We start from the raw sequence: 22,584 nt of genomic DNA, 5'->3' as shown, positions 1-22,584 counted from the left end.
TCATTCGCCGATCGGCATCACCCAGACAGTGGGAAACTGACGCTCGAAACGGCCCAGGGCCTGCGGATCCATGCGGGCGACGAGGCGAACCTCGCCGTCCTCCATGTCCTCGCGCTCGACGACGCGGCCGTTGCGATAGATCCAGGCCAGAGCCTCGCCGTCGGCGGGGCCAAGGCGCAGGGCCATCGGCGGAGTGTCGTCGATCAGGCCGCCGACCCGCTTGAGCAGTTCGGCGCAGCCCTCGCCGGTCACGGCGGAGACCGGCGAGGCGTCGGACCGCTTGGCGCGGCCTTCGAGGATCTCGCGCTCCTCGCCCTCGACCAGGTCGATCTTGTTCCAGACCTCGACCACGGTCTTGCCGTCGTCGGCGGTGACCTTCAGCTCCGACAGCACCGCCTGGACGTCGCGCGCCTGGGCGTCGGTGTCGGGATTGGCCACGTCACGGACGTGCAGCACCACATCGGCCTCCTGCACCTCCTCGAGGGTGGCGCGGAAGGCCTCGACCAGCTCGTGGGGCAGGTCGGAGATGAAGCCCACAGTGTCGGACAGGATGGCCGGGCGGCCGTCAGGCAGCTTCACCGTCCGCAGCGTCGGGTCGAGCGTGGCGAACAGCATGTCCTGGGCTACGACCTCGGCGTTGGTCAGGCGGTTGAACAGCGTCGACTTGCCGGCGTTGGTGTAGCCCACCAGCGCCACCGTCGGGTACGGGACCTTCTTGCGGGCGCTGCGGTGCAGGGTGCGGGTGCGCCGCACTTCCTCCAGTTCGCGCTTGAGCTTGCCGATCGTGCCGGCGATCAGGCGCCGGTCGAGCTCGATCTGGGTTTCACCGGGGCCGCCGGTCGAGCCGGTGCCGCCCCGCTGGCGCTCAAGGTGGGTCCAGGTGCGCACGAGGCGCGAGCGCTCGTAGTCGAGCCTGGCCAGCTCGACCTGCAGCTTGCCTTCGCGGGTGCGGGCGCGGCGGGCGAAGATCTCGAGGATCAGGCCGGTGCGGTCGACCACCTTGACGCCCAGGCCGCGCTCGAGATTGCGCTGCTGGACGGGGGTGAGCTGGTCGTCGAACACGGCGACGTCGATTTCCTCGACCTCGCAGATGACCTTGAACTCCTGGATCTTGCCGCTGCCGAACAGGGTCGCGGGCGTGACGGCGCGCAGCGGCGCTATGGCCGTTTCGACGACGTCGAGATCAAGGGCGATGGCGAGGCCGACGGCCTCTTCGAGGCGCGCCTTGGGATCGCGCGCCTCCAGAGCGGCCTGCCCGCGAGCAGGCCGCACCGGATGGATCACGAAGGCCCGAAGGATCGGGTCGGCGTGATCGATAAGTCCATCGGGGGACTTAGAAGTAGATTTTGACAAAAGAGCCTTGGACTTAGTCGTCTTGATCGGCGCTCGGCTCGTACAGCTGAACGGGCTGAGCCGGCATGATCGTCGAGATGGCGTGCTTGTAGACCAGTTGAGACTGGCCGTCGCGGCGCAGCAGAACGCAGAAGTTGTCGAACCAGCTGACCACGCCCTGCAGCTTGACGCCGTTGACCAGGAAGATAGTGAGCGGCGTCTTGGACTTGCGCACGCTGTTCAGGAAGGTGTCCTGAAGATTCTGTTTCTTGTCGGCGGACATTGGGGATTCCCCTCTCGTTGAAATCGGAAGGCAGAACGCCCTCCACACAAACAAGCTCATGCTAGAGCATTTTTCGCCGTTTGATATGACTTTCCGGCGAGAAAATGCACGCGCAGCGGCGAGCGATCCTAGATCGCTCCCGCGCGCGCCCGCTCGATATAGAGAGCCCGCAGGCGGCTCGCCACCGGTCCCACGACGCCATCGCCGATCTTGACGCCGTCGATGCTGGTGATCGGGGTCACCAGGCTGCCGGCGCCGGTGATGAAGGCTTCCTTGGCGCTCTTGGCTTCTTCGACCGTGAATGGCTGCTCGGCGACCGGCAGGCCGGCCTCGGCGATCACGTCCAGCAGCGTCAGGCGGGTGACGCCGCGCAGGATGTTGGCCTGGGTGTCGCGGGTGCGCAGGCGGCCCTCGGCGTCGACGATCCAGGCGTTGGACGAGGCGCCTTCGGTCACCAGGCCCAGGTCGTCGACGAACCAGGCCTCGATGGCGCCGCGCTCGCGGGCGGCCTGCTTGGCCAGCGCGTTGGGCAGCAGGCCGATGGTCTTGATGTCGCAGCGGCCCCAGCGGTTCTCCGGCACGGTGATCACGGCCGAGCCCTTGGCCGCCTTGGCCTCGATGGCGGCGCGATCAACCGAGCGCGCGGTGATGACGACCGCCGGCGGCACGGCCGGATTGGGGAAGGCGTGGTCGCGCTTGGCCACGCCCCGGCTGACCTGCAAATAGACGAGGCCTTCGCGCACGTGGTTGCGACGGATGGCTTCACGCAGCACGACGGTCAGGGCCGCCTCGCTCATCGGGTGGGCGATGCGCAGTTCGTCCAGGCTTCGCCACAGACGGGCGAAGTGACCTTGCGCGTCGGCCAGCTTGCCGTCGAACACGGCCCAAACCTCGTAGACCCCGTCGGCCAGTTGGTAGCCGCGGTCCTCGATGTGCACGGCGGCCTGACCGTGACGCACGAAGCGGCCGTTGACGTAAGCGAAACGCGACATCGGGGTCCTTACTCTTCTTCCTCGCCGCGGCCGCCGGCCACGCCCAGGGACTTCAGCTTGCGGTGCAGGGCCGAGCGCTCCATGCCGATGAAGTTGGCCGTGCGCGAGATATTGCCGCCGAACCGCAGGATCTGGGCGTTGAGATACTCGCGCTCGAACAGTTCGCGGGCCTCGCGCAGCGGCAGTGCGATGATCCGCTCGGCGCCGATCGCGCCCGAGCCGCCGCTGGCGGGCTGCTCGGAGGCGTTCAGCATCTCGGCGGTGATCAGGTCGCCGGGCTCGCCGGCGGCGAGGATCAGCATCCGCTCGACGTTGTTGCGCAGTTGGCGGACGTTGCCCGGCCAGGCCTGGACCTGAAGCGTCGCCAGGGCGTCCTCGCCCAGGCGACGGCGCTGCATGCCGGTGGCCTCGCTGATCCGCTCAATGAAGTAGCTGATCAGTTCCGGGATATCCTCGCGCCGCTCGGCCAGGCCGGGCACGCGCACGGGCACCACGTTGAGGCGATGGAACAGGTCCTCGCGGAAGCGTCCGGCGGCGATCTCCTCGCGCAGGTCGCGCGACGTGGACGAGATCACCCGTACGTCGACCTGCACGTCGCTGTCCCCGCCCACGCGGCGGAAGCGTTGCTCGACCAGCACCCGCAGGATGCGGCTCTGGGTCTCGCGCGGCATGTCGGCCACTTCGTCGAGATAGAGGGTGCCGCCGTGTGCGCGCTCGAACACGCCGATCTTGCGCGGGCGACCGCCCTCGCCTTCCTCGCCGAACAGCTCGACATCGAGGCGCTCGGGGGCCATGCCGGCCGAGCTGACGGCCACGAACTCGGCGCGGGTGCGGGCGCTGGCGCTGTGGATCAGGCGCGCGACCAGTTCCTTGCCCGAGCCGGGCGGACCCGCGACCAGCACGCGGCTGTTGGCCGGAGCCACCTTGGCGATCATCTGGCGCAGGGCCTGGGCGGCCTGCGACTTGCCCATCAGGCCGTCGGAGGCGAAGCTCTGGGCCCGCAGGCGGCGGTTCTCGCGCTTGAGGTTGGCCGCCTCAAGCGCGCGCTCGACCACCAGCAGCAGCCGGTCGGACTTGAACGGCTTCTCCAGGAACTCGTAGGCGCCGCGCTTGATGGCGCTGACGGCCGTCTCGATGTTGCCGTGGCCCGAGATCATGATCACCGGCAGGTCGGCGTCGAGCGTCTTGACCATGTCGAGCAGCTCCAGCCCGTCCATGCCCCCGCCCTGCATCCAGATATCGAGGACCAGCAGGGCGGGCTTGCGGGCGCGCAAAGCGGCCAGGGCCTGGTCGGCGTCGGCGGCCGTACGCACGGCGTAGCCTTCGTCCTCCAGGATGCCCGCCACCAGATCGCGGATGTCGACCTCGTCGTCGACCACCAGCACGTCGGCGCTCATGTCATCTCCTCTACGCCGTTGGCAGTCGGCGCCGCGGCGAGCCGCGCCGACACCGGAAACTTCAGGACGACGCGCGCGCCAGCATGGCCGTGCGCGTCGGTGAGGACCAGCTCGCCGCCGTGGTCCTCCATGATCCGCTTGACGATGGCCAGGCCGAGGCCCGTGCCCTTCTCGCGGGTGGTCACATAGGGCTCGGCCAGCCGGTCGCGATCCTTCGCGGGCAGGCCGACGCCGTTGTCCTCGACGATGATGCAGAGCGCCTCGTCGTCGGAGACCAGGGTCGCACCGATCTGGCCGCGCGGTTCGGGCGTCAGGTGACGCCGCGCTCCGACCGCCTCGCCGGCGTTCTTCAGGATGTTGGTCAGCGCCTGGCCGACCATGCGCGCATCGCAATTGACCCAGACGGCGCCGCCCGGCTCGTCGATAACGACGTCGGTGTCGGCGTCGACCACGCGCTGGGCGAACACGCCCGCACGCAGAAGTTCGGCCAGGTCGGCCGGCGCGAAGCGCGGCGCGGGCATGCGGGCGAAGGCCGAGAACTCGTCGACCATGCGGCCGATGTCGCCGACCTGGCGGATGATGGTGTCGGTGCAGCGATCGAAGGTCTCGAGGTCGCCGGTGATGTCCTTGCGGTACTTCCGGCGGATGCGCTCGGCCGACAGCTGGATCGGCGTCAGCGGGTTCTTGATCTCGTGGGCGATGCGGCGGGCAACGTCCTTCCAGGCGGCGTTGCGCTGGGCCGCCATCAGGCGCGTCACGTCGTCGAAGGTCAGCACCTGGCCCTCGGCGGCGTGACCGGCGGCCCGGACGCGCAGGCGCAGGGTCTCGCCGCCCCGCACCACATCGATCTCGACCTCGGCGTTGGGGCGGCCCTGGCCGATCTCCTCCAGCACCTGGCCGAACTCCGGCGCGGCCTCGACCAGATCCTGGCCCTCGGCGGTCTCGTCCAGCGCCAGCAGCTCGCCCGCGCGCCGGTTAAGGGCCGAGATACGGCCGGCGCCGTCGAGGCTGATGACCCCGGCGCTGACGCCCGACAGGACGGTCTCGATGAACTGGCGACGCGACTCGGCGTCGAGGCTGGCGTCCTTGAGCGCCGCCTGCTGTGTCTGAAGGTCCGCCGTCATCATGTTGAAGGCGTTGGACAAGGCGCGGATTTCCTCTGGACCGGCCTCGGCGTCGACGCGTGCGTCCAGGTCTCCGGCCGACACCCGGCCCGCCGCCTGCACCAGGCCAGAGACGGGCGCGGCGATCGAGTTGGCGGCGGCGATGCCGACCCAGACGGCCGCGACCAGCACCAGCAGGGCGGTCTCGACATAGCTGAGGCCGAAGATCGCCTGGATCCGGGCGCGGTTCACCGCCGCGTCGCGATAGGAGATCAGCGACTCTTCGGACTCGATCAGGTGGGCCAGGATGCCCTTGTCGATCGGCCGGGCGATGTAGAGGTAGCCGTCGGGAAAGCCCTTCAGCTTGTAGAGGGCCCGAAACAGGTCCTCCGACACGAAGCGCTGCGAGGTGATCTCGCCGGTGTCGGTCCAGCGGAAGCTCGACGGCGGCGGGGCCAGGAACGGCGGGGCGTCGGCCAGCTCGGCCCGGGCCAGTATCCGGCCGTCGCGGTCGAGGATGTAGGCCGACGAGAAGCCGTTGTCCTCGGCCAGGGTGCGCAGGAAGTGGCCGAAGGCGACCGGCGATTCGGCCATGGCCGGCGCGGCGCTGTTCAGCGTCGCGGCCATCGGGCCCATGTGTTGGCTGATGTAGCTGGTCTGTTCGGAGACGTAGGACCGCGCCACGGTCGCCGAGTTCTCGACGACGGTGGTCACGCGCTTGCTGAACCAGCCGTCGACGCCGCGATTGACCAGCACGCCGAAGAACAGCGCCACGATCACCGCCGGCGCAACGGCCGCCACCGAGAACAGGCCCACGAATCGCAGGTGCAGTCGCGCCCCGGCGTCGCTGGAGCGGGCGTCGATAAGGTCGAGCAGCCGCCAGCCGACGATGGCGGCGACACACAGGATCAGGGCGAGGTTGAAGCCGAGGACCACCAGGATGGCGGTGCTGGCGGGGCCGATGGGGCCCGTGGTCGGCGGAGACGAGGCCAGGCCGACGCCCGTGGCCGTCAGTATGGCAGCCAGCACATAGCCGCCGCCCAGGACGTAGCGTGATCTCAAGAGTTCACGCCACCAGGACCGACTGAAACGGCGCGGGCGGTCTTCCGATTCCGAAACTGACGGGACCGAACTCATCGATGCGAGTTTAGGGCGGGGTGTGCCCTAAACTCAACACCGATGTGCTGAAAAAGCGTCAGCCTTGGAATCCGCTAATCGCCTAGCGGCGGCCGCGGCTCATCTCGACGCCCAGGTCCTGGATCTTCTTGCGCAAAGTGTTGCGGTTCAGGCCGAGGATTTCCGCCGCCCGAACCTGGTTGCCGCGAGTGGCCGACAGGGTCAACTGGATCAGCGGACGCTCGACCTCCTGCAGCACGCGGTCATAGAGGCCGGCCGCCGGCACGCCGTCGGGCTGTTCGGCGAAGTGCGAGGCCAGGTGCCTTTCGACCAAAGCCGCCAGGGTGACCGGACCTTCGTCGGCGCGCGGCGCCGGCGCGTGATCCTGCAGCTCGCGATCGACGATGCGGGCGGTGATCAGCTCCTCGGCATAGAGGGCGCACATGCGGCGGATCAGGTTCTCCAGCTCGCGCACGTTGCCCGGCCAGGAGTGGCTCTTCATCCGGTCGAGCGCGCTCTGGTCGATGGTCTTGGCCGGAAGGCCCTCGCGGTTGGCGCGCAGCAGGAAGGTGCGCGCCAGGTCCGGAATATCCTCGGCGCGGTCGCGCAGCGGCGGCAGGCGCACGGGGGCGACGTTGAGGCGGAAGAACAGGTCTTCGCGGAACAGGCCCTGCTGGATCAGGCCGCGCAGGTCGCGATTGGTGGCGGCGATGATCCGCACGTTCGGGCGGCGGCCGGTCTTGGGGTTGATCACCGGCTCGGTGCCGTCGATCACGCGCAGCAGGCGGGTCTGGGCGTCGAGCGGCATGTCGCCGATCTCGTCCAGGAACAGGGTGCCGCCGTCGGCCTCGACGAGGCGGCCGTTGTCGCCCTCCCCGCGCCCGAACAGCTCGGCCTCGACCCGCTCGCGCGGCACGGCGGCCAGGTTGATGACCACGAACTTGCCGTCGCGGCGGCGGCCCAGGTCGTGCAGCGCGCGGGCCACCAGCTCCTTGCCGGTGCCGCTCTCGCCCAGGATCAGGACGGTAAGATCCGCGCCGACCAGGCGAGCGATGGTGCGATAGACCTCCTGCATCGGCGCCGAGCGGCCGATCAGCGGCAGGCGCTCGTCGCGCATGGCGCGGGCCTGGGCCTTGGAGGCCTCGGCGTCGGCCGGACGCGACAGGGCGCGGCGGGCGGCGGCGGTCACGTCGTCGAGGTCGAAAGGCTTGGAGACGTACTCGAAGGCCCCCGCGTCTGCGGCGTTGACCGCGGTCAGCAGGGTGTTCTGCGCGCTCATCACGATGATCGGCAGCTTGGGGCGCTCCTTGCGGATGCGCGGCAGCACGTCGAACACGTTCTCGTCGGGCATCATCACGTCGGTCACGACCAGGTCGCCTTCGCCGTCGCTGACCCACTTGAGCAGGGTGGTGGCGTTGCCGGTGGCCCTGACCTGGTATCCGAGACGGGTGAAGGCCTGGCTGAGCACCAGACGGACTGAAGAGTCGTCGTCGGCGATCAGAATCTTCTTGTTTGCGGCGTTCATGTACTCACGCGTCTCCCAAGGAAGGCTCAGGCGCCACAGGCAGCAACACGCGGAACACGGTGCGGCCGGGCTCGGATTCGAAATCGATCAGGCCCCCATGGGCCGTCACGAGCTTGGTGACCAACGCAAGGCCAAGGCCGGTGCCGTTGGCCTTGGTGGTCACGAAGGGCTGGAACAGGTGCTCGCGCAGGCTTTGCGGAACGCCGGGGCCGTTGTCCTGCACCCGGATCTCGATCGGGGCGCTGGAGGCCGACTTGCCGTCGGCGCCACGCACCCGAACGCCGGGACGCCAGGCGGTATGGATGGTCAGCTCCCCCTGGCCGTCGCCACGCATGTGGGCGGCCTCGGAGGCGTTCTTCACCAGGTTCAGGAAGATCTGGATCAGCTGGTCCTCGTCGCCCCAGACCGGCGGCAGCGAGGGATCGTAGTGGTCGCGCAGGCGCAGGCCGTCGGCGACGCCGTTGGCGACCAGGGCGCGCACGCGGTCCAGCACCTGGTGGATGTTGACCGCCTCGCGCGGGGTCGGGGCCTGTTCGGAGAAGGCCTCCATCCGGTCGACGAGGCGGCGGATGCGGTCGGTCTCGTCCACGATCAGTTGGGCCAGCGGCTGGTCGGCGGCGCTGGCGCCGGTCTTCAGCAACTGGGCCGCGCCGCGAATGCCGGCCAGCGGGTTCTTGATCTCGTGGGCCAGCATGCGGCCAAGCCCGACGACCGAGCGCAGGCCCGCCTGGTCGGCGCTGCGCTCGACGCCCAGCGCGCCCTTGACGTGCAGGGTCAGCAGCACCGAGCCGTCGCCCAGCGGCACGGCGGCGCCGTCGGCCTCGAACGGCGGCTGGCCGAAGAGGTTGACCTCGACCCCGTGCTCACGAACCAGAGCGCCCTCGAACACGGCGCGGTCCATCAGCGAGACCAGCACCGAGCCGGGCGGCAGGGCGGCGCGGAAACGGCCGCGGGCCAGCAGCGACAGACCGTGACCGAAAAGGGCCTCGGCGGCCTCGTTGACGGCCACCAGGCCGCCATCGCGGTCGACCACCAGGGCCGGCTCGGGACTGAGCTCGAAGGCGGCGGCCTTCAGGGCGTCCAGCGCTGTGCCGGATAGGACGCGGGCGCGGTCGGTCATGCAGCGATCCTCCCGCCGGCGAGCCAGAGGTCGGCCAGGGCGATTTCCAGGGCGGCCGGATCCTCGATCCGGCAAAGGGCGGCGCGCGCGGCCCGGCGGGCCTCGGCGGTTTCGGGCCAGGGCGCGGCCTCGATGTACGAGGCCAGGTGCTTGCGGAACATCTTCAGCCCCTGCCGCTCGCCGTAGAACGAAAGGCTGCGGCGGAAATGGGTGAGCGCGATGGCCAGACGTTCCTCGGCCTGCGGCTCGACGAACTGGCGACCGTCGAGCGCCGCCTCGATGGCCTGGGCGATCCAGGGGCGGCCATAGACGCCGCGACCGATCATGACGCCGTCGGCGCCGGACTGCTCAAGCGCGCGGCGAGCGCTGTCAGCGTCGGTGATGTCGCCGTTGACCAGCACCGGCACCGACACGGCCTGCTTGACCGGCGCGACGGCGGCCCAGTCGGCCTCGCCCTTGTAGAACTGGCAGCGGGTGCGGCCGTGCACGGTGATGGCGCGGGCCCCGACGGCCTCGGCGCGGGCGGCGATCTCGGGCGCGTTGCGGCTGGCGTCGTCCCAGCCCAGGCGCATCTTGACGGTCACCGGCACGTCGACGGCCGCGACGGCGGCCGCGACAAGCGCCTCGGCCAGGTCGGGTTCACGCATCAGGGCCGAGCCGGAGGCGGCGCCGGCGGTGACTTCCTTGGCCGGGCAGCCGAAGTTCAGGTCGATGATCTCGGCCCCGGCTTCAGCCGCCAGGCGGGCGCCGTGGGCCATGAACTCCGGATCGCGGCCGACGAGCTGTACGACCATCAGCGGCAGGCCTTCGCCGACGGCCGCGCGGCGCACGACGTCGGGCCGGCCCTTCGCGAATTCCGCGCAGGCGACCATTTCGGTGGCCACGTATGATGCGCCGAGGCGCGTGGCCGTTTCTCTGAACGGGAGGTCGGATACGCCGGTCATAGGCGCAATCCATACCCGCCCGGGCACCGTGACGGCGCCGACTGCGAGCTGCTTGCTCATTTTATGATCATCCCCACCGCTGTGTTTTTAGGCACATTGTGCAGCGCAGTAAAGCCCTCCGTTGGCTGGACATGTCCGACGACAACGTTAGACACGGGCCATGACCTTCTCAGCCGTCATCGTCGCCGCCGGCAGCGGCACCAGGGCCGGACCCGGCCAGGCAAAGCAATGGCGAGATCTGGCCGGAAAACCCGTGCTGCGCTGGTCGGTCGAGGCCCTGCTGGCGAGCGGCGCAGCTGATCTCGCAATCGTGACCGACCCGAGCATGCAGGACATGCTGGGCGAAACCTTGGCCGGCCTCGAAGGCTGGCGGTTCGCGCCCGGCGGCGCCACCCGCGCCCTGTCGGTGCAGTCGGGCCTGGCCGCCCTCGCCCACCGCCCCGCTGACGAGCCCGTACTGGTGCACGACGCCGCCCGCCCCTTCCTGACCAAGGCCGTGGTCGACGGCGTGCTGGCCGCGCTGGACGGCGCCGATGGCGTCGTCCCGGCCCTGCCGGTGGCCGACACCCTCAAGCGCGCCGGCGAGTCGGGCGCGACCACGACCTCGCGCGACGGCCTGTGGCGCGCCCAGACCCCGCAGGCCTTCCGCCGGGACCGCCTGCTGGCCGCCTACGCCGCCTGGACCGGTGAAAGCGAGCCGACCGACGACGCCCAGGTGGTCGAGGCCGACGGCGGCAAGGTCGCCATCGCGGCCGGCGATCCGCTGCTGACCAAACTGACCTATCCGGAGGACTTCGCCATGGCCGAACGGCTGGCGGGCGCGGCCCGCATCACCCGCATCGGCCAGGGTTTCGACGCCCACCGCTGGGGTCCGGGAGAATCGGTCTGGCTATGCGGCGTCGAGATCGCTCACGACGAGACACTCATCGGCCATTCGGACGCCGACGCCGGCCTGCACGCCCTGACCGACGCGGTGCTGGGCGCGATCGGCGACGGCGACATCGGCGACCACTTCCCGCCGACCGACCCGCAATGGAAGGGCGCGGCCTCCGACAAGTTCCTGATCCACGCCGTCGACCTGGTGCGCCGGCGCGGCGGCCGACTGATCAATGTCGACGTGACGCTGATCTGCGAGCGCCCCAAGATCAAGCCGCACCGGGAGGCCATGCGCGCCCGTCTGGCCGAGATCCTCGACCTGCCGCTCGACCGCGTCAGCGTGAAGGCGACGACGACCGAGAAAATGGGCTTCACCGGCCGGGGCGAAGGCCTGGCCGCCCAGGCCGTGGCGACGGTGGAGACGCCGCTCTAGTCTCAGCGCAAAAGGAGTCGCGGCATGTTTCCCATCGAGATCGAAACCCTCGCCCGGCTGCTCATCGACGAGGCGCGCGAGAAGAAGCTGCGTCTGGCGGCGGTCGAAAGCTGCACCGGCGGGCTGGTGGCCGGATCGATCTGCGCGATCTCCGGCGCGTCGGACGTCTTCGAGCGGGGTTTCGTCACCTACACCAACCGCGCCAAGAGCGAGATGGTCGGCGTGCCGGGCGACCTGATCGCCGACAACGGCGCCGTCTCCGAACCGGTGGCGCGGATGATGGCCGAGGGTGGTCTCGCCAACAGCAACGCTCACGTGGCGGTGGCGATCACCGGTATCGCCGGCCCGGGCGGCGGCACGCCGATGAAGCCCGTGGGCACAGTCCATTTCGCCGTGGCCCGGGCGACCCGCTCGGTCGTCCATCGGCACGAACACTTCGAGGGCCTTCCGCGCGAGGGCGTGCAACTGGCGGCGATCCGGACGGCGCTGGAGATGCTGCGTGAGGCGGTGGCGTCCTGATGCCCGACAGCGCGCCCTCCGACTGGCGACGGTTCGTCGGCGCGGGCTTTTCGCGCTCGGCCCTGGCGGCGGCCGCACGTCGGCAGAGCGAATTGCGGCACGCGGTGCGGGTGTCGGCGGCGGTCGTGGCGGCCTATGCCCTGGCGACCCTGCTTCGGCTGCCGCAGGGCTATTGGGCGGTGTTCACGGCGGTGATCGTCGTGCAGTCGAGCCTGGGCGCGACCATCACCGCCTCGATCGAGCGGTTCATGGGCACGGTGGTCGGCGCGGCCGTCGGCGCCGGCGCGGCCTGGCTGCATACGCGGCACCCCGAATGGGGCGGCGTGATCCTGGCGGCTTGCGCGGCTTCCCTCGCTTTCCTCGCGGCGGTGCGCCCGGCCTTCAAGGTGGCGCCGGTGACGGCGGTGATCATGCTGATCGGCACCACCACGCACATGGACCCGCTGACGGCGGCCTTCCTGCGGGTGGCCGAGATCACCGTCGGCAGCCTGGTGGGCGTGGCCGCCACCCTGCTGATCTTCCCTGCCCGCGCCCACGCGTCGGTGGTGGAGAGCAGCCAGAAGGCGGCGGGCCTGCTGGCCGACCTCTTGTCGCACTACGCCGCCAAGCTGGAGGCCAAGCCCAGCACGCTGGACCCGCGCGAGCATTACGACGAGACCCTGAAGGCCCTGGCCAAGCTGCAGACGGCGATCACGGAGGCCGACCGCGAGACGGCCAGCAAGCTGTCGGACCGCTCGGTGTCGGACGCCCTGCCCCGCACGCTGTGGAGGCTGCGCAACGACTGCGTGATGATCGGCCGGGCGCTGCGCGAGCCCCTGCCCGCCCCCGCCCTGGCCCCGCCGAGCGCGGCGATGCTGGCTGCCTCATCGGCCTATCTGCGGGCGGTCGCCCAGAGTCTTTCAGGCGCGGCCAAGCCCGACCGCCTGGCCTTCGCCCAAGGGCACAAGAGCTTCCAGGACGCCATCGAGGGCATGCGCGACGTCGGGGCGACCCGAGAACTCGCCTTCGACGACGCCGCGCGAACCTTCGGCCTGGTGTTCGCGGTCGAGAACCTGTTCGCCAACCTTGGGGACTTCGCCGACCGGGTCGAAGAAACGGCGGCGAAGCGCGACTAGACCTTGGCGCCGTAAAGCTGCGCCGCGCGGGCCTCGAAGCAGGCGATCAGCTTGTCGACCGCACGATCCATGTTGGCCGCCAGCATGGCGTCGAGCAGCTTTGCCTTGAAGGCGAAGTCGATGACGAAGTCGATGGTCGCGCCGTCCGGGTGAGCCGAGAACCGCCACTGGTTCGACAGCCGCTTGAACGGCCCGTAGAGCAGGCTGACGGTCACGCTGAGGTCGGACCGGTCCCGGCGGACGCGCGTGGCGAACTTCTCGCGCAGGAACGAGAAACCGACCTGGGCCTCGGCGTCGAGGCTGCTGACCTCGCCGCTCTCGTGAGCGTTCCAGGTCCGCATGCCCGTGATCCACGGCACGAACGACGGATAGGCCTCGACGTCGCCGACGAGCGTGAAGAGTTGCTCGGGCGCGTAGGGCAGCACCCGGGTGACGACGTGGCGGTGCAAGTGGTCAGCCGGCTTTGGCGTCGAGCGCTCGGCGCGCCGCCTGCAGCTTGGCGAAGTCCTCGCCGGCGTGGTGCGACGAGCGGGTCAGCGGGCTGGACGAGACCATCAGGAAGCCCTTGGCCCGGGCGATCGCCTCGTAGGCCTTGAACTCTTCCGGCGTCACGAAGCGGTCGATGGCCGCGTGCTTGCGGGTCGGCTGCAGGTACTGGCCGATGGTGATGAAGTCGACGCCGGCCGAACGCATGTCGTCCATGACCTGCATGACCTCTTCCTTGGTCTCGCCAAGGCCGACCATCAGGCCGGACTTGGTGAACTGGGAAGGATCGCGCTCCTTAACCCGCTCCAGCAGGCGCAGTGAGTTGTAGTAGCGGGCGCCGGGGCGGATCTTCAGATAGAGCCGCGGCACGGTCTCGAGGTTGTGGTTGAAGACGTCCGGACGGGCGTCGATGACCACGTTCTCGGCCCGGTCCTTGCGCAGGAAGTCGGGTGTCAGGATCTCGATGGTGGTCTTGGGCGCCGCCGCGCGGATGGCGGTAACCACCTCGGCGAAGTGGCGGGCCCCGCCGTCAATCAGGTCGTCGCGGTCCACCGAGGTGATGACCACGTGGTTCAGGCCCATCTTGGCGACGGCCTCGGCCACACGGCGCGGCTCGTCGGGATCAAGCTGAGTCGGCAGACCCGTGGTGACGTTGCAGAATGCGCAGGCGCGGGTGCAGATCTCGCCCATGATCATCATGGTCGCGTGCTTCTGGCTCCAGCACTCGCCGATGTTCGGGCAGGCCGCCTCTTCGCAGACCGTGGTAAGCTTGTGCTCGCGCACGATGCCCTTGGTCTCGTTGTATTGACCCGAGCCCGGGGCGCGAACGCGCAGCCACTCGGGTTTGCGCAGGACCGGCGTATCCGGGCGATTCTGCTTTTCAGGGTGGCGAACGGCGCGATCCTCGGGACCGCGGGCCTTCAGCGTGTCGATCAACGTGACCATGTGGGCCTAGATCGGCCTTCTTGGCCTCCGGATCAAGCTCTCGATCTTGCATGCGGCGCAAAGGCGCGAAATGAGTGGCGTATATGCGTCGCTTCGCTCTCGTTCTGCTGCTCGCCCTGCCCCTTTTCGCCTGCGGCGAGCAAGGATCGCGCGCGCCTTTCGCCGACAGTCGCACCCCGCCGGGTCTCGAGCGCCGTTTCCTGCCGCCCGCCGGCTGGGCCTGGGGCTACGTGCAGGTTGCAGACGACAAGGTGCAGCGCTACGGCGTCTCGGCCCCGCACGGCGCGGCGACCAGCCAGGTGCTGATCCTGACCGACTACGGCGAGAGCGCCGAAACCTGGTTCGAGACGGCCCGCGACCTCAACGCCAAGGGCGTGGTCGTCTGGATCCTGGAGCGCCAGGGCCAGGGCGGCTCCGAGCGTCTGGCCGGCAGGCGCGATCGCGGCCATGTCGCAAGCTACGCGCCCGACGTCACGGCGACCAAGGCGATGGTCAAGGTGGTGATCCGCCCCGACGGCCGCTTGCCGCTGACCTTGCTGGGCCAGGGCCAGGGCGGCCTGGTCGCCCTGCGCGCCGTCGAGGAGGGGCTGATGACCGACGCCCTGGTGCTGTCGGCCCCGGTCTTCGAGCTGTCCTCCCTGCCCTGTCCCAAGGGCCAACTGATCGAGACCGCGCAGTGGGCCCGGCGGCTTCGGTTGTCGTCGCTGCCCTGGCCCGGCGCCGCCGACTGGCGGCGCGACGGCCCGGACGATCGCGCCCTGGGCCTCACCGGCGATCCCGCGCGCGGCGCAGTCAACCACGCCTGGCAGACCGCCAATCCCGACTTGCGGATGGGCGCGCCGAGCCTTGGCCAGTACGCGGCCTTCTACGACGTGCTGGACGTGACGGCCCGTGACCTTTCCCGCGTGAAGACCCCGGTCGTCCTGCTCGCGGGCGACGCCGACACGGTCACGCCGGCCTTCGCCCAGGACAGCGTCTGCAAGGGGCTGGCTGATTGCCGGCAAACCCGCCTGCCGGGCGGACGCCACGCCCTGCACCTGGAACGGGATTCGGTGCGGGCGCCTTGGCTGGAAGCTGTGCTGGCGACCATTCGGTCCGCGGGCCGCCCAAAGCCCGCCACGCCTTGAGCCATAAGGGGCGGCGCACCATCTGCAGAACGCGGTTCGCTCACGAAACGTGACCGATCTTTGCAAACCGCGCCTGGGCCGCTAGGGTCCCGTCTCAATCGAACGAGGGCGGAACCACCGTCTTTGTGGGAGGTTTCGCCGGCATGCCGGTTGTTTACAAAGCGGAAGACGGCCAGAAGGCGCTCTTCGACGCCCTTATCGACGCCAAGGACAAGTTCGGAGCGAAAAAGCCGATCCTGGAAGACCAGGACCGCAGCCCGCTCAGCTATACCGACCTGATCCGGGCCAGCTTCGCCCTGGGCCGCAAGGTCGCGGCCATGACCAAGCCGGGCGAGCACGTCGGCGTGCTGCTGCCGTCGGGCGTCGGCGCGGTCGTGGTGTTCTTCGCCCTGCACGCCTTCGGCCGCGTGCCGACCATGCTGAACTTCACGGCGGGCCTGCGGAACATCAAGGCCGCGGTGAAGCTGGCCAACGTCAAGCACGTGCTGACGGCCCACAAGTTCATCGAGTTGGGCAAGCTGCACGACGTGGTCGACGCGATCGACGACCTGGCCAAGGTCGTCTACCTGGAGGACGTGCGAAAGACGATCGGCCTGGCCGACAAGCTGTTCGCCGCCGCCGCCGGAGCCTTCCCGCGCCAGTTCCGCGCCCCAGCCAAGCCTTCGGACAAGGGCGTGGTGCTGTTCACCTCGGGCAGCTTCGGCGCGCCGCGCGGCGTGGTGCTGAGCCAGGCCAACCTGGTTTCCAACGCCGCCCAGATCGCCGCGCACATTCCGCTGGATCCGAACTGGGTGATGTTCAACCCGCTGCCGGTGTTCCACTGCTTTGGCCTGACCGGCGGGGTGATCCTGCCGCTGCTGCAGGGCATGAAGGCGTTCGAATATCCCTCGCCGCTGCACACCAAGCAGATCCCGCCGCTGATCAAGGACGCCAAGGCCTCGCTGCTCCTGGCCACCGACACCTTCGTCAACCAGTACGCCCGGGCCTCGGAAACCGACGAGCTGGGCGGCCTGCAGTTCATCGTCTGCGGCGCCGAGAAGGTGCGTGACGAGACCCACGCCCTGATCAAGGAGCGCTTCGGCGACGTGCCGGTGCTGGAAGGCTACGGCGCCACCGAGGCCTCGCCGGTGATCGCGGTCAACAAGCCGACCGACAATCGCCCCGGCACCGTGGGCGGCCTGCTGCCGGGCATGGAGACCCGCATCGAGCCCGTCGAGGGCATCGCCGAGGGCGGCCGCTTCTTCGTGCGCGGCCCCAACATCATGGCCGGCTACCTGCGCGAGGACGGCGGCGTCGACGCTCCGGAAGACGGCTGGCACGACACCGGCGACGTGGTCACCATGACCGACGACCAGTGGATCACCATCAAGGGCCGGGTGAAGCGCTTCGCCAAGATCGGCGGCGAGATGGTGTCGCTGACCGCCGCGGAAGACCTGGCCGTGGCCGTGTGGCCGACCGCCCGCCACGCCGTGATCTCGATGCCCGACAAGAAAAAGGGCGAGCGTCTGGTGCTGGTCACCGATTGCCAGACCGCCGACGCCGCGCCGCTGGTGGCCCACGCCCAGTCGATCGGCGCGCCGGAACTGGCCGTGCCGCGCAAGATCCTCAAGGTCACCCAGGTGCCTGTGCTGGGCAGCGGCAAGACCGACTATGTCGCCATCCAGCGCATGGCCGAGGCCGCGGCCTGACGAACCAGGGCCCGCCCGCCGCGTTTCAGTAGAGCTTACGGTCGCCGTCTGGGGCGGCGGCCGGTTCCTCGACCGACAGCGAACGGGAGACACGCTTGGAACGACTTTACGTTTGGACGCCGCGGGTGCTGAGCCTGCTGCGGGTGATCGCCGCCCTGCTCTTCATGGAGCACGGGCTGATGAAGCTGTTCCATTTCCCTGCCCCGCAGCCCGGCGCGCCCGATCCGCTGCCGCCGATGCTGCTGGCGGCCGCCTGGCTGGAAGTGGTCGGCGGCGGCCTGCTGGTGCTGGGCCTCTTCACCCGGCCGGTGGCCTTCATCCTGTCGGGCCAGATGGCTGTGGCCTACTTCCTCGCCCACGCCAGCCAGGGCTTCTGGCCGGCGCTGAACGGCGGCGAGGCGGCGATCCTGTTCTGCTTCGTCTTCCTGTACCTGGTGTTCGCCGGGCCCGGGGAGTGGAGCGTGGATGCCCAGGTGCGCAAGCGGCCGTAGTGGCTTCCTTCTCCCAGAGGGAGAAGGTGGCGGCGTAGCCGTCGGATGAGGGGTTAGGGACGGTCGATGGCGTGCCGGCACGCCGGCTGAAGGCGTAACCCCTCACCCTCCCAGGCTTTGCCTGGGCCCCTCCCTCTCCCTCTGGGAGAGGGTTTTAGAAATCCAGTTCCATCCGTGCACCCGTCACGTGCACGCTGTAGTCGCGGTCGCCGCCGGCGAGAGGCGTGGCGCCCTGATACGAAAGGTAGGCGTAGTTGACGTTGAAGCGCAGGTACTCGACCGGCTGCCAGATCAAGGCGGCGATCCAGGCGTCCTGCCGCCCGCCGACGATCGCGCCGTCGTTGAGGTCCAGGTAGTCGTAGCGGGCGTTGACCTGCACTGCGCCCAGGCCGCCGCCGCCCAGCGGCTTCCGGGGCTTGGCGCGATCGAAGATGCCGCCCTTGTAGCCGCGCGTGTCGTCGGTCAGGAACCAGCCGAGCTCGGCATAGCCGCCGAAGAATTCCGCGTCGGGACCGGCGGCGAGATCGCTGCGCAGCCAGTGGGTCTCGGCCGCGCCGTGCAGGCGGCCGCGCACGAAAGCCGCCTCCAGGCCGTAGTGGGCCTCGTCCTTGACGTCGAGGGTCGAGGTCCCGATCAGGCGGGTGTTGCTGGTGTGCACGAACGGCCGCTGGCGATAGCGCGTGCCGGCGTCGCCGACCCGCTTGAGGTCGCGCCAGTGGGCCGAACCGCCCAAGTGCAGCTGCATGTCGCCGAGCTTGGGCGCATAGACCAGCCGGCCGTCGAGGCCGTAGCTGTTGTTCTCGTCGCCACCGGTCTCGCCGTCGCTGTCATTGGAGAGTGCCGTGATGTCGTCGGCGAACAGGCCCGCCTGCAGCAGCCAGGCGGCCTTTTCGTACTGGGCGGCGATGCCCAGGCGGCGCTCGAAGTTGAAGGCGTCGGTGAAGGCCGCGCGCTCCATGACCGAGCCGGAGGTGTCGCCGGTCAGTTCGTCCAGTGACTGGAACTGGTTCTGGTTGCCGATCGACAGCAGCAGGCCGCCGTTCTTGTAGGTCACGAAGGTGTCGACCAGGTCGACGCTGTTGTCGGAAAGCTCGAGTTCCAGCTTGTAGCCTATGCCGGCCCCCAGCCCCCCTTCCCCGCCGAGGCGGATGCGGCGCATTTCGGCGGCGTAGCCCAGGCCGCGATCGGTCGAGCCGGCGGGGCGACCCACATAGCCTACGTCGGTCTGTATCCGGCCCTTGGCCTTGAAGCTGCGGCCGCCGCTGCTGGTGAACTGCGGCGAGCCCTTCCAGGCGATCTCGGTCGGCGGCGGGGCCTTTGACGGCGCCGGCGCGGCGATCGTCGCCGGCTGGGGCGCGACCTGGGCGGCCGGAGCCGCCGTGCGCTGGGGGGCGCCCGTCGCGGCGTCCAGCCTCTGCTCCATCAGCTGGATCTGGGCCTTCAAGGCAGAGATCTGGGCGCGCATGGCGGCGGCCTCGTCGGCGCTGATGGCGCCGTCCTGGGCGAAGGCCGGGGTCGCAAGGCCAAGGGCGCTGGTGGCCAGCAGGGGCAGGACGGATCGGCGCACGGCGTTGCTCCGGACATGAAAAGGCCCGTCCGGAGGGTGCTCCGAACGGGCCTTCCTAATGCGACACTTCAACGACAGTTTCGCGACAGTCGCCGCGAAAATCGTTCGATGACGGATTAAATGTGCAGGACGCGGCCGTAGGCGTCGAGCGAGGCTTCGTGCATGGCTTCCGACATGGTCGGGTGAGCGTAGACGATGCCGTGCAGATCTTCCTCGGTCGCCTCGAGGGTGATCGCGGTGACGAAGCCCTGGATCATCTCGGTCACTTCGTGGCCGATCATGTGGGCGCCGATCAGCGCGCCGGTCTTGCCGTCGAACACCGTCTTGACGAAGCCTTCGGTCTCGCCCGCGGCCACGGCCTTGCCGTTGACCTTGAACGGGAAGCGGCCGGCCTTGACCTCGATGCCGGCGGCCTTGGCGGCGGCTTCGGTGTAGCCCACCGAGGCGACCTGCGGGTTGGCGTAGGTGCAGCCCGGGATCGGCGAGTGGACGTTCGGGGTCTTGTAGCCGGCGATGTGCTCGGCCGCGTGGATGCCTTCGTGGCTGGCCTTGTGGGCGAGCCAGGGGGCGCCTGCCACGTCGCCGATGGCGTAGAGGCCAGGCACGTTGGTCTTGCAGTGCTTGTCGGTGACCACGTGGCCGCGGTCGAGCGCCAGGCCTACCGACTCGACGCCTTCCGTGTTCGGAACGATGCCGATGGCGACGATGCACTTCTCGGCGGTCAGCTGCTCGGCCTTGCCGCCCACCTCGACCGAGACCGACACGCCGGTGGCGGTCTTGTCGATCTTGGTGACCTTGGCGCCGATGCGGAACTTGATGCCGCGCTTTTCGAAGGCCTTCTGGGCGGCCTTGGAGACTTCGGCGTCCTCGACCGGCATGATGCGGTCCACGGCCTCGACGACGGTCACTTCGGCGCCGAGGGCGCGGTAGAAGCTGGCGAACTCGATGCCGATGGCGCCCGAGCCGATGACCACCAGCGACTTGGGCATCGACTTCGGCGCCAGGGCGTCGCGATAGGTCCAGACCTTTTCGCCGTCGGAAACGGCGCCGATCGCGGGGATGTTGCGGGCGCGGGCGCCGCTGGCCAGGATGACGTTCTTGGCCTGGACCGTGCGGCTGCCGCCGGCCTTCAGGGCGATCACGACCTTCGGAGCGGGAACGCCCTTCTCGAGCTTGGCCTCGCCCTCGATGACCTCGATCTTGTGCTTCTTCATCAGGAAGGCGATGCCGCCCGACATGGTCTTGGCGACGCCGCGCGAGCGCTCGATGATCTTGGTGAAGTCGAACGAGGGCTTCTCGACGGCTAGGCCGTAGCTGTCGAGGTGCGACAGCTGCTCGAAGATCTCGCCGGACTTCAGCAGCGCCTTGGTGGGGATGCAGCCCCAGTTCAGGCAAATGCCGCCCAGGTTCTCACGCTCGACGATCGCCGTCTTCAGGCCCAGCTGGCTGGCGCGGATGGCGGCGACGTAACCGCCCGGACCGGCGCCGATGACGACGACATCGAATTCCGTGGACATAGTGTCTTACCCTAGCTTGGACGCCAGCCGGGGGAGCGGCGGCGTCGAACGACCGGCGCGGGCCGGCCTGGGAAATTCTATAACAGCGCCTCGACGGCGGCCTGGAGGTCTTCAGGCTTGGTGGTCGGGGCGAAACGCTCGACGACGTTCCCGTCGCGGTCGATCAGGAACTTGGTGAAGTTCCACTTGATCCCTTCGGTGCCCAGGACGCCCTTCTGCTGCTTCTTCAGCCAGGCGTAGAGCGGATGGGCCGAGGGGCTGTTGACGTCGATCTTGGCCATCATCGGGAAGGTCACGTCGTAGGTCAGCGAGCAGAAGCTGCCGATCTCCTCCGCCGTGCCTGGCTCCTGCGCGCCGAACTGGTTGCAGGGAAAGCCCAGGATGGTCAGGCCGCGATCCTTGCCAGCCTTGTAGAGCGCTTCCAGGCCCTCGTACTGCGGGGTCAGGCCGCACTTGCTGGCGGTGTTGACGATCAGCAGCACCTGGCCGCGATAGTCAGCCAGGCTGACGTCCTTGCCTTGAAGCGTCTTGGCCGAGAATTCGTAGACCGACATCGCGTGTTCTCCTCGGGGCCGTCCCCGTCCTGAAAGGTCCAGGATGGGGCCTCGCCGAGCCGCTTTCGAAATCCCCGCCCCGCGTTTGACCGAGGAGCGAGGATTCCAGAAGCGCTCTTAGACGATCAGGGTCAGCGGTTCCTCGATCAGCGGCTTGAAGGCCGCAAGGAACTTGGCGCCGACCGCGCCGTCGACCACGCGGTGATCGCAGGTCAGGGTCACGGTCATGACCGTGGCCACGGCCAGTTGGCCATTCTTGACCACCGGGCGCTGCTCGCCGGCGCCGACGCTCATGATCGCGCCCTGCGGCTCGTTGATGATCGACGAGAAGGCCTTGATGCCGAACATGCCGAGGTTGGAGACCGAGAAGGTGCCGCCCTGGAATTCCTCGGGCTTCAGCTTCTTGGCCTTGGCGCGGGCGGCCAGGTCCTTCATCTCGGCCGAGATCTGGGCCAGGCCCTTGGTCTCGGCGGCGCGGATGATCGGGGTGATCAGGCCGCCGTCGATGGCCACGGCGACCGCGATGTCGGCATGCTTGTGCATGGCGATGCCTTCCGGCGTGTAGGAGGCGTTGGCCTCCGGCACGCGCTTGAGCGCCACGGCGGCGGCCTTGATGACGATGTCGTTGACCGACACCTTCACGCCCTGGCCCTCCAGCAGGCTGTTGATCTTCGCGCGAGCGGCCAGCAGGCCGTCCAGCTCGATGTCGATCGTCAGCGGGAAGTGCGGCACGTCGCGGAAGCTTTCCGTCAGGCGGCGCGCGATGGTCTTGCGCATGCCGTCCAGCGGGACGAGATCATAGGAGCCGGCGGGGATGCCCATCTGCTCCAGCGACTGAACCTTGCGCGGCTCGGCGGCCGGGGCAGACGCGGCGGGAGCCGCGGCCGGAGCAGCCTTGGCGGCCGGAGCGCCGCCCGACTTCGCAGCTTCCACATCCGACTTCACTACGCGGCCGTGCGGACCCGAGCCCTTGATGGACTTCAGGTCGAGATTGGCGGCGGACGCCAGTCGGCGGGCCAGCGGCGAGGCGAAGACGCGCGAACCGTCGGCGGCGACCGGAGCAGCCGGAGCCGGGGCGGCCGGCGCAGCAGCGGGGGCGGGAGCCGGAGCGGCGGGGGCCTTCGGGGCTTCAGCCACGGCGGCGGCGGCGGGCGCAGCAGCGGCCGGAGCCGGCGCGGGAGCCTCGCCCTCGCCCGCCAGCTTGGCGATCGGGGTGTTGACCTTGACGTTCTCGGCACCGGCTTCGATCAGGATCGCTTCGATCACGCCTTCATCGACGGCTTCGACTTCCATCGTGGCCTTGTCGGTCTCGATCTCGGCGATGACGTCGCCGGCCTTGACGGTGTCGCCGACCTTGACGTGCCACTTGGCGAGGGTGCCCTCTTCCATGGTGGGCGACAGGGCGGGCATCAGGATGTCGATCGACATTTGAGCTCTTTCCTCAAGCGTTCGGG

General features: G+C 69.2%; 20 protein-coding genes. 6 read left to right on the top strand and 14 right to left on the bottom strand.

Going from position 1 to position 22,584, the window contains the following annotated elements:
• The 8 genes from hflX to dusB form a co-directional block, all read right to left on the bottom strand.
• Nucleotides 1-1,353: a GTPase HflX gene (gene hflX / locus SGCZBJ_RS10255; protein WP_101717895.1), complete on the bottom strand. Its 1,353-nt coding sequence runs from the start codon at nt 1,351-1,353 to the stop codon at nt 1-3.
• A gap of 13 nt (nt 1,354-1,366) precedes the next feature.
• Nucleotides 1,367-1,615, bottom strand: a complete 249-nt coding sequence (hfq, locus tag SGCZBJ_RS10250) for an RNA chaperone Hfq (RefSeq protein WP_058348899.1) — start codon at nt 1,613-1,615, stop codon at nt 1,367-1,369.
• 128 nt (nt 1,616-1,743) lie between these two features.
• A complete protein-coding gene (locus SGCZBJ_RS10245) occupies nt 1,744-2,607 on the bottom strand; it encodes a D-amino-acid transaminase (RefSeq protein ID WP_101717894.1) in 864 nt (287 codons plus the stop codon).
• Between the two features lie 8 nt (nt 2,608-2,615).
• Nucleotides 2,616-4,004, bottom strand: a complete 1,389-nt coding sequence (ntrX, locus tag SGCZBJ_RS10240) for a nitrogen assimilation response regulator NtrX (RefSeq protein ID WP_101717893.1) — start codon at nt 4,002-4,004, stop codon at nt 2,616-2,618.
• Entirely contained in the window at nt 4,001-6,244 is a 2,244-nt protein-coding gene (locus SGCZBJ_RS10235) for a sensor histidine kinase NtrY-like (RefSeq protein WP_101717892.1), read from the bottom strand. The genes ntrX and SGCZBJ_RS10235 overlap by 4 nt, the downstream gene beginning before the upstream one ends.
• Nucleotides 6,245-6,326: 82 nt before the next feature.
• A complete protein-coding gene (locus tag SGCZBJ_RS10230) occupies nt 6,327-7,748 on the bottom strand; it encodes a sigma 54-interacting transcriptional regulator (RefSeq protein ID WP_058348895.1) in 1,422 nt (473 codons plus the stop codon).
• Nucleotides 7,749-7,752: 4 nt separating this feature from the next.
• On the bottom strand, nt 7,753-8,868 hold the full coding sequence (locus SGCZBJ_RS10225; protein WP_101717891.1) for a two-component system sensor histidine kinase NtrB: 1,116 nt from the start codon (nt 8,866-8,868) through the stop codon (nt 7,753-7,755).
• Nucleotides 8,865-9,872 (bottom strand): tRNA dihydrouridine synthase DusB, encoded by a 1,008-nt coding sequence (gene dusB, locus SGCZBJ_RS10220; RefSeq protein WP_101717890.1) that lies wholly within the window; start codon nt 9,870-9,872, stop codon nt 8,865-8,867. The genes SGCZBJ_RS10225 and dusB overlap by 4 nt, the downstream gene beginning before the upstream one ends.
• Before the next feature lie 100 nt (nt 9,873-9,972).
• On the opposite strand from dusB, the gene SGCZBJ_RS10215 reads away from it, so the two are divergent.
• Genes SGCZBJ_RS10215 through SGCZBJ_RS10205 form a run of 3 tightly spaced genes read left to right on the top strand, consistent with a single transcriptional unit; the run spans nt 9,973 to nt 12,755 of the window.
• On the top strand, nt 9,973-11,121 hold the full coding sequence (locus tag SGCZBJ_RS10215) for a bifunctional 2-C-methyl-D-erythritol 4-phosphate cytidylyltransferase/2-C-methyl-D-erythritol 2,4-cyclodiphosphate synthase (RefSeq protein WP_101717889.1): 1,149 nt from the start codon (nt 9,973-9,975) through the stop codon (nt 11,119-11,121).
• A gap of 24 nt (nt 11,122-11,145) precedes the next feature.
• Nucleotides 11,146-11,640 (top strand): CinA family protein, encoded by a 495-nt coding sequence (locus SGCZBJ_RS10210; protein ID WP_101717888.1) that lies wholly within the window; start codon nt 11,146-11,148, stop codon nt 11,638-11,640.
• Nucleotides 11,640-12,755 (top strand): FUSC family protein, encoded by a 1,116-nt coding sequence (locus tag SGCZBJ_RS10205; RefSeq protein ID WP_101717887.1) that lies wholly within the window; start codon nt 11,640-11,642, stop codon nt 12,753-12,755. The genes SGCZBJ_RS10210 and SGCZBJ_RS10205 overlap by 1 nt, the downstream gene beginning before the upstream one ends.
• Here the strand turns inward: SGCZBJ_RS10205 and SGCZBJ_RS10200 are convergent.
• A complete protein-coding gene (locus SGCZBJ_RS10200) occupies nt 12,752-13,204 on the bottom strand; it encodes a type II toxin-antitoxin system RatA family toxin (protein WP_101717886.1) in 453 nt (150 codons plus the stop codon). The two genes, SGCZBJ_RS10205 and SGCZBJ_RS10200, sit on opposite strands and share 4 nt — an antisense overlap.
• 4 nt (nt 13,205-13,208) lie before the next feature.
• Nucleotides 13,209-14,186 carry a lipoyl synthase gene (gene lipA, locus SGCZBJ_RS10195; protein WP_101717885.1) on the bottom strand — a complete coding sequence of 326 codons (978 nt, stop codon included), beginning with the start codon at nt 14,184-14,186 and terminating at the stop codon, nt 13,209-13,211.
• Nucleotides 14,187-14,269: 83 nt separating this feature from the next.
• Here lipA and SGCZBJ_RS10190 point away from each other — a divergent pair, with 83 nt between their 5' ends.
• The 3 genes from SGCZBJ_RS10190 (at nt 14,270) to SGCZBJ_RS10180 (ending at nt 17,492) form a co-directional block, all read left to right on the top strand.
• Entirely contained in the window at nt 14,270-15,313 is a 1,044-nt protein-coding gene (locus SGCZBJ_RS10190; protein ID WP_101717884.1) for an alpha/beta fold hydrolase, read from the top strand.
• A gap of 143 nt (nt 15,314-15,456) precedes the next feature.
• Nucleotides 15,457-17,001 (top strand): AMP-binding protein, encoded by a 1,545-nt coding sequence (locus tag SGCZBJ_RS10185; RefSeq protein ID WP_101717883.1) that lies wholly within the window; start codon nt 15,457-15,459, stop codon nt 16,999-17,001.
• A gap of 95 nt (nt 17,002-17,096) precedes the next feature.
• Complete coding sequence (locus SGCZBJ_RS10180) at nt 17,097-17,492, top strand: DoxX family protein (protein ID WP_101717882.1); 396 nt, start codon at nt 17,097-17,099, stop codon at nt 17,490-17,492.
• Between the two features lie 154 nt (nt 17,493-17,646).
• Here SGCZBJ_RS10180 and SGCZBJ_RS10175 read toward each other — a convergent pair whose 3' ends face one another.
• From SGCZBJ_RS10175 to SGCZBJ_RS10160, 4 genes are all read right to left on the bottom strand, one after another.
• On the bottom strand, nt 17,647-19,059 hold the full coding sequence (locus SGCZBJ_RS10175) for a porin (RefSeq protein ID WP_101717881.1): 1,413 nt from the start codon (nt 19,057-19,059) through the stop codon (nt 17,647-17,649).
• Nucleotides 19,060-19,175: 116 nt separating this feature from the next.
• Complete coding sequence (gene lpdA / locus SGCZBJ_RS10170) at nt 19,176-20,576, bottom strand: dihydrolipoyl dehydrogenase (protein ID WP_101717880.1); 1,401 nt, start codon at nt 20,574-20,576, stop codon at nt 19,176-19,178.
• 77 nt (nt 20,577-20,653) lie between these two features.
• On the bottom strand, nt 20,654-21,130 hold the full coding sequence (locus SGCZBJ_RS10165; RefSeq protein ID WP_101717879.1) for a glutathione peroxidase: 477 nt from the start codon (nt 21,128-21,130) through the stop codon (nt 20,654-20,656).
• Between the two features lie 117 nt (nt 21,131-21,247).
• Nucleotides 21,248-22,558 (bottom strand): pyruvate dehydrogenase complex dihydrolipoamide acetyltransferase, encoded by a 1,311-nt coding sequence (locus tag SGCZBJ_RS10160; RefSeq protein WP_101717878.1) that lies wholly within the window; start codon nt 22,556-22,558, stop codon nt 21,248-21,250.
• Nucleotides 22,559-22,584 lie beyond the last annotated feature (26 nt).

The organism is Caulobacter zeae, from assembly GCF_002858925.1.
Classification (GTDB): Bacteria; Pseudomonadota; Alphaproteobacteria; order Caulobacterales; family Caulobacteraceae; genus Caulobacter; species Caulobacter zeae.
Note: the sequence above shows the minus strand (reverse complement) of the source record. Positions and strands in the feature narration are given on the sequence as shown.

Bases quoted from the DNA above. Each gene is read 5' to 3' on its own strand.
- hfq (WP_058348899.1), bottom strand. From the start codon at position 1,615: ATGTCCGCCGACAAGAAACAGAATCTTCAGGACACCTTCCTGAACAGC.
- SGCZBJ_RS10245 (WP_101717894.1), bottom strand. From the start codon at position 2,607: ATGTCGCGTTTCGCTTACGTCAACGGCCGCTTCGTGCGTCACGGTCAG.
- ntrX (WP_101717893.1), bottom strand. From the start codon at position 4,004: ATGAGCGCCGACGTGCTGGTGGTCGACGACGAGGTCGACATCCGCGAT.
- SGCZBJ_RS10235 (WP_101717892.1), bottom strand. From the start codon at position 6,244: ATGAGTTCGGTCCCGTCAGTTTCGGAATCGGAAGACCGCCCGCGCCGT.
- SGCZBJ_RS10230 (WP_058348895.1), bottom strand. From the start codon at position 7,748: ATGAACGCCGCAAACAAGAAGATTCTGATCGCCGACGACGACTCTTCA.
- SGCZBJ_RS10225 (WP_101717891.1), bottom strand. From the start codon at position 8,868: ATGACCGACCGCGCCCGCGTCCTATCCGGCACAGCGCTGGACGCCCTG.
- dusB (WP_101717890.1), bottom strand. From the start codon at position 9,872: ATGAGCAAGCAGCTCGCAGTCGGCGCCGTCACGGTGCCCGGGCGGGTA.
- SGCZBJ_RS10215 (WP_101717889.1), top strand. From the start codon at position 9,973: ATGACCTTCTCAGCCGTCATCGTCGCCGCCGGCAGCGGCACCAGGGCC.
- SGCZBJ_RS10210 (WP_101717888.1), top strand. From the start codon at position 11,146: ATGTTTCCCATCGAGATCGAAACCCTCGCCCGGCTGCTCATCGACGAG.
- SGCZBJ_RS10205 (WP_101717887.1), top strand. From the start codon at position 11,640: ATGCCCGACAGCGCGCCCTCCGACTGGCGACGGTTCGTCGGCGCGGGC.
- lipA (WP_101717885.1), bottom strand. From the start codon at position 14,186: ATGGTCACGTTGATCGACACGCTGAAGGCCCGCGGTCCCGAGGATCGC.
- SGCZBJ_RS10190 (WP_101717884.1), top strand. From the start codon at position 14,270: ATGCGTCGCTTCGCTCTCGTTCTGCTGCTCGCCCTGCCCCTTTTCGCC.
- SGCZBJ_RS10185 (WP_101717883.1), top strand. From the start codon at position 15,457: ATGCCGGTTGTTTACAAAGCGGAAGACGGCCAGAAGGCGCTCTTCGAC.
- lpdA (WP_101717880.1), bottom strand. From the start codon at position 20,576: ATGTCCACGGAATTCGATGTCGTCGTCATCGGCGCCGGTCCGGGCGGT.
- SGCZBJ_RS10165 (WP_101717879.1), bottom strand. From the start codon at position 21,130: ATGTCGGTCTACGAATTCTCGGCCAAGACGCTTCAAGGCAAGGACGTC.
- SGCZBJ_RS10160 (WP_101717878.1), bottom strand. From the start codon at position 22,558: ATGTCGATCGACATCCTGATGCCCGCCCTGTCGCCCACCATGGAAGAG.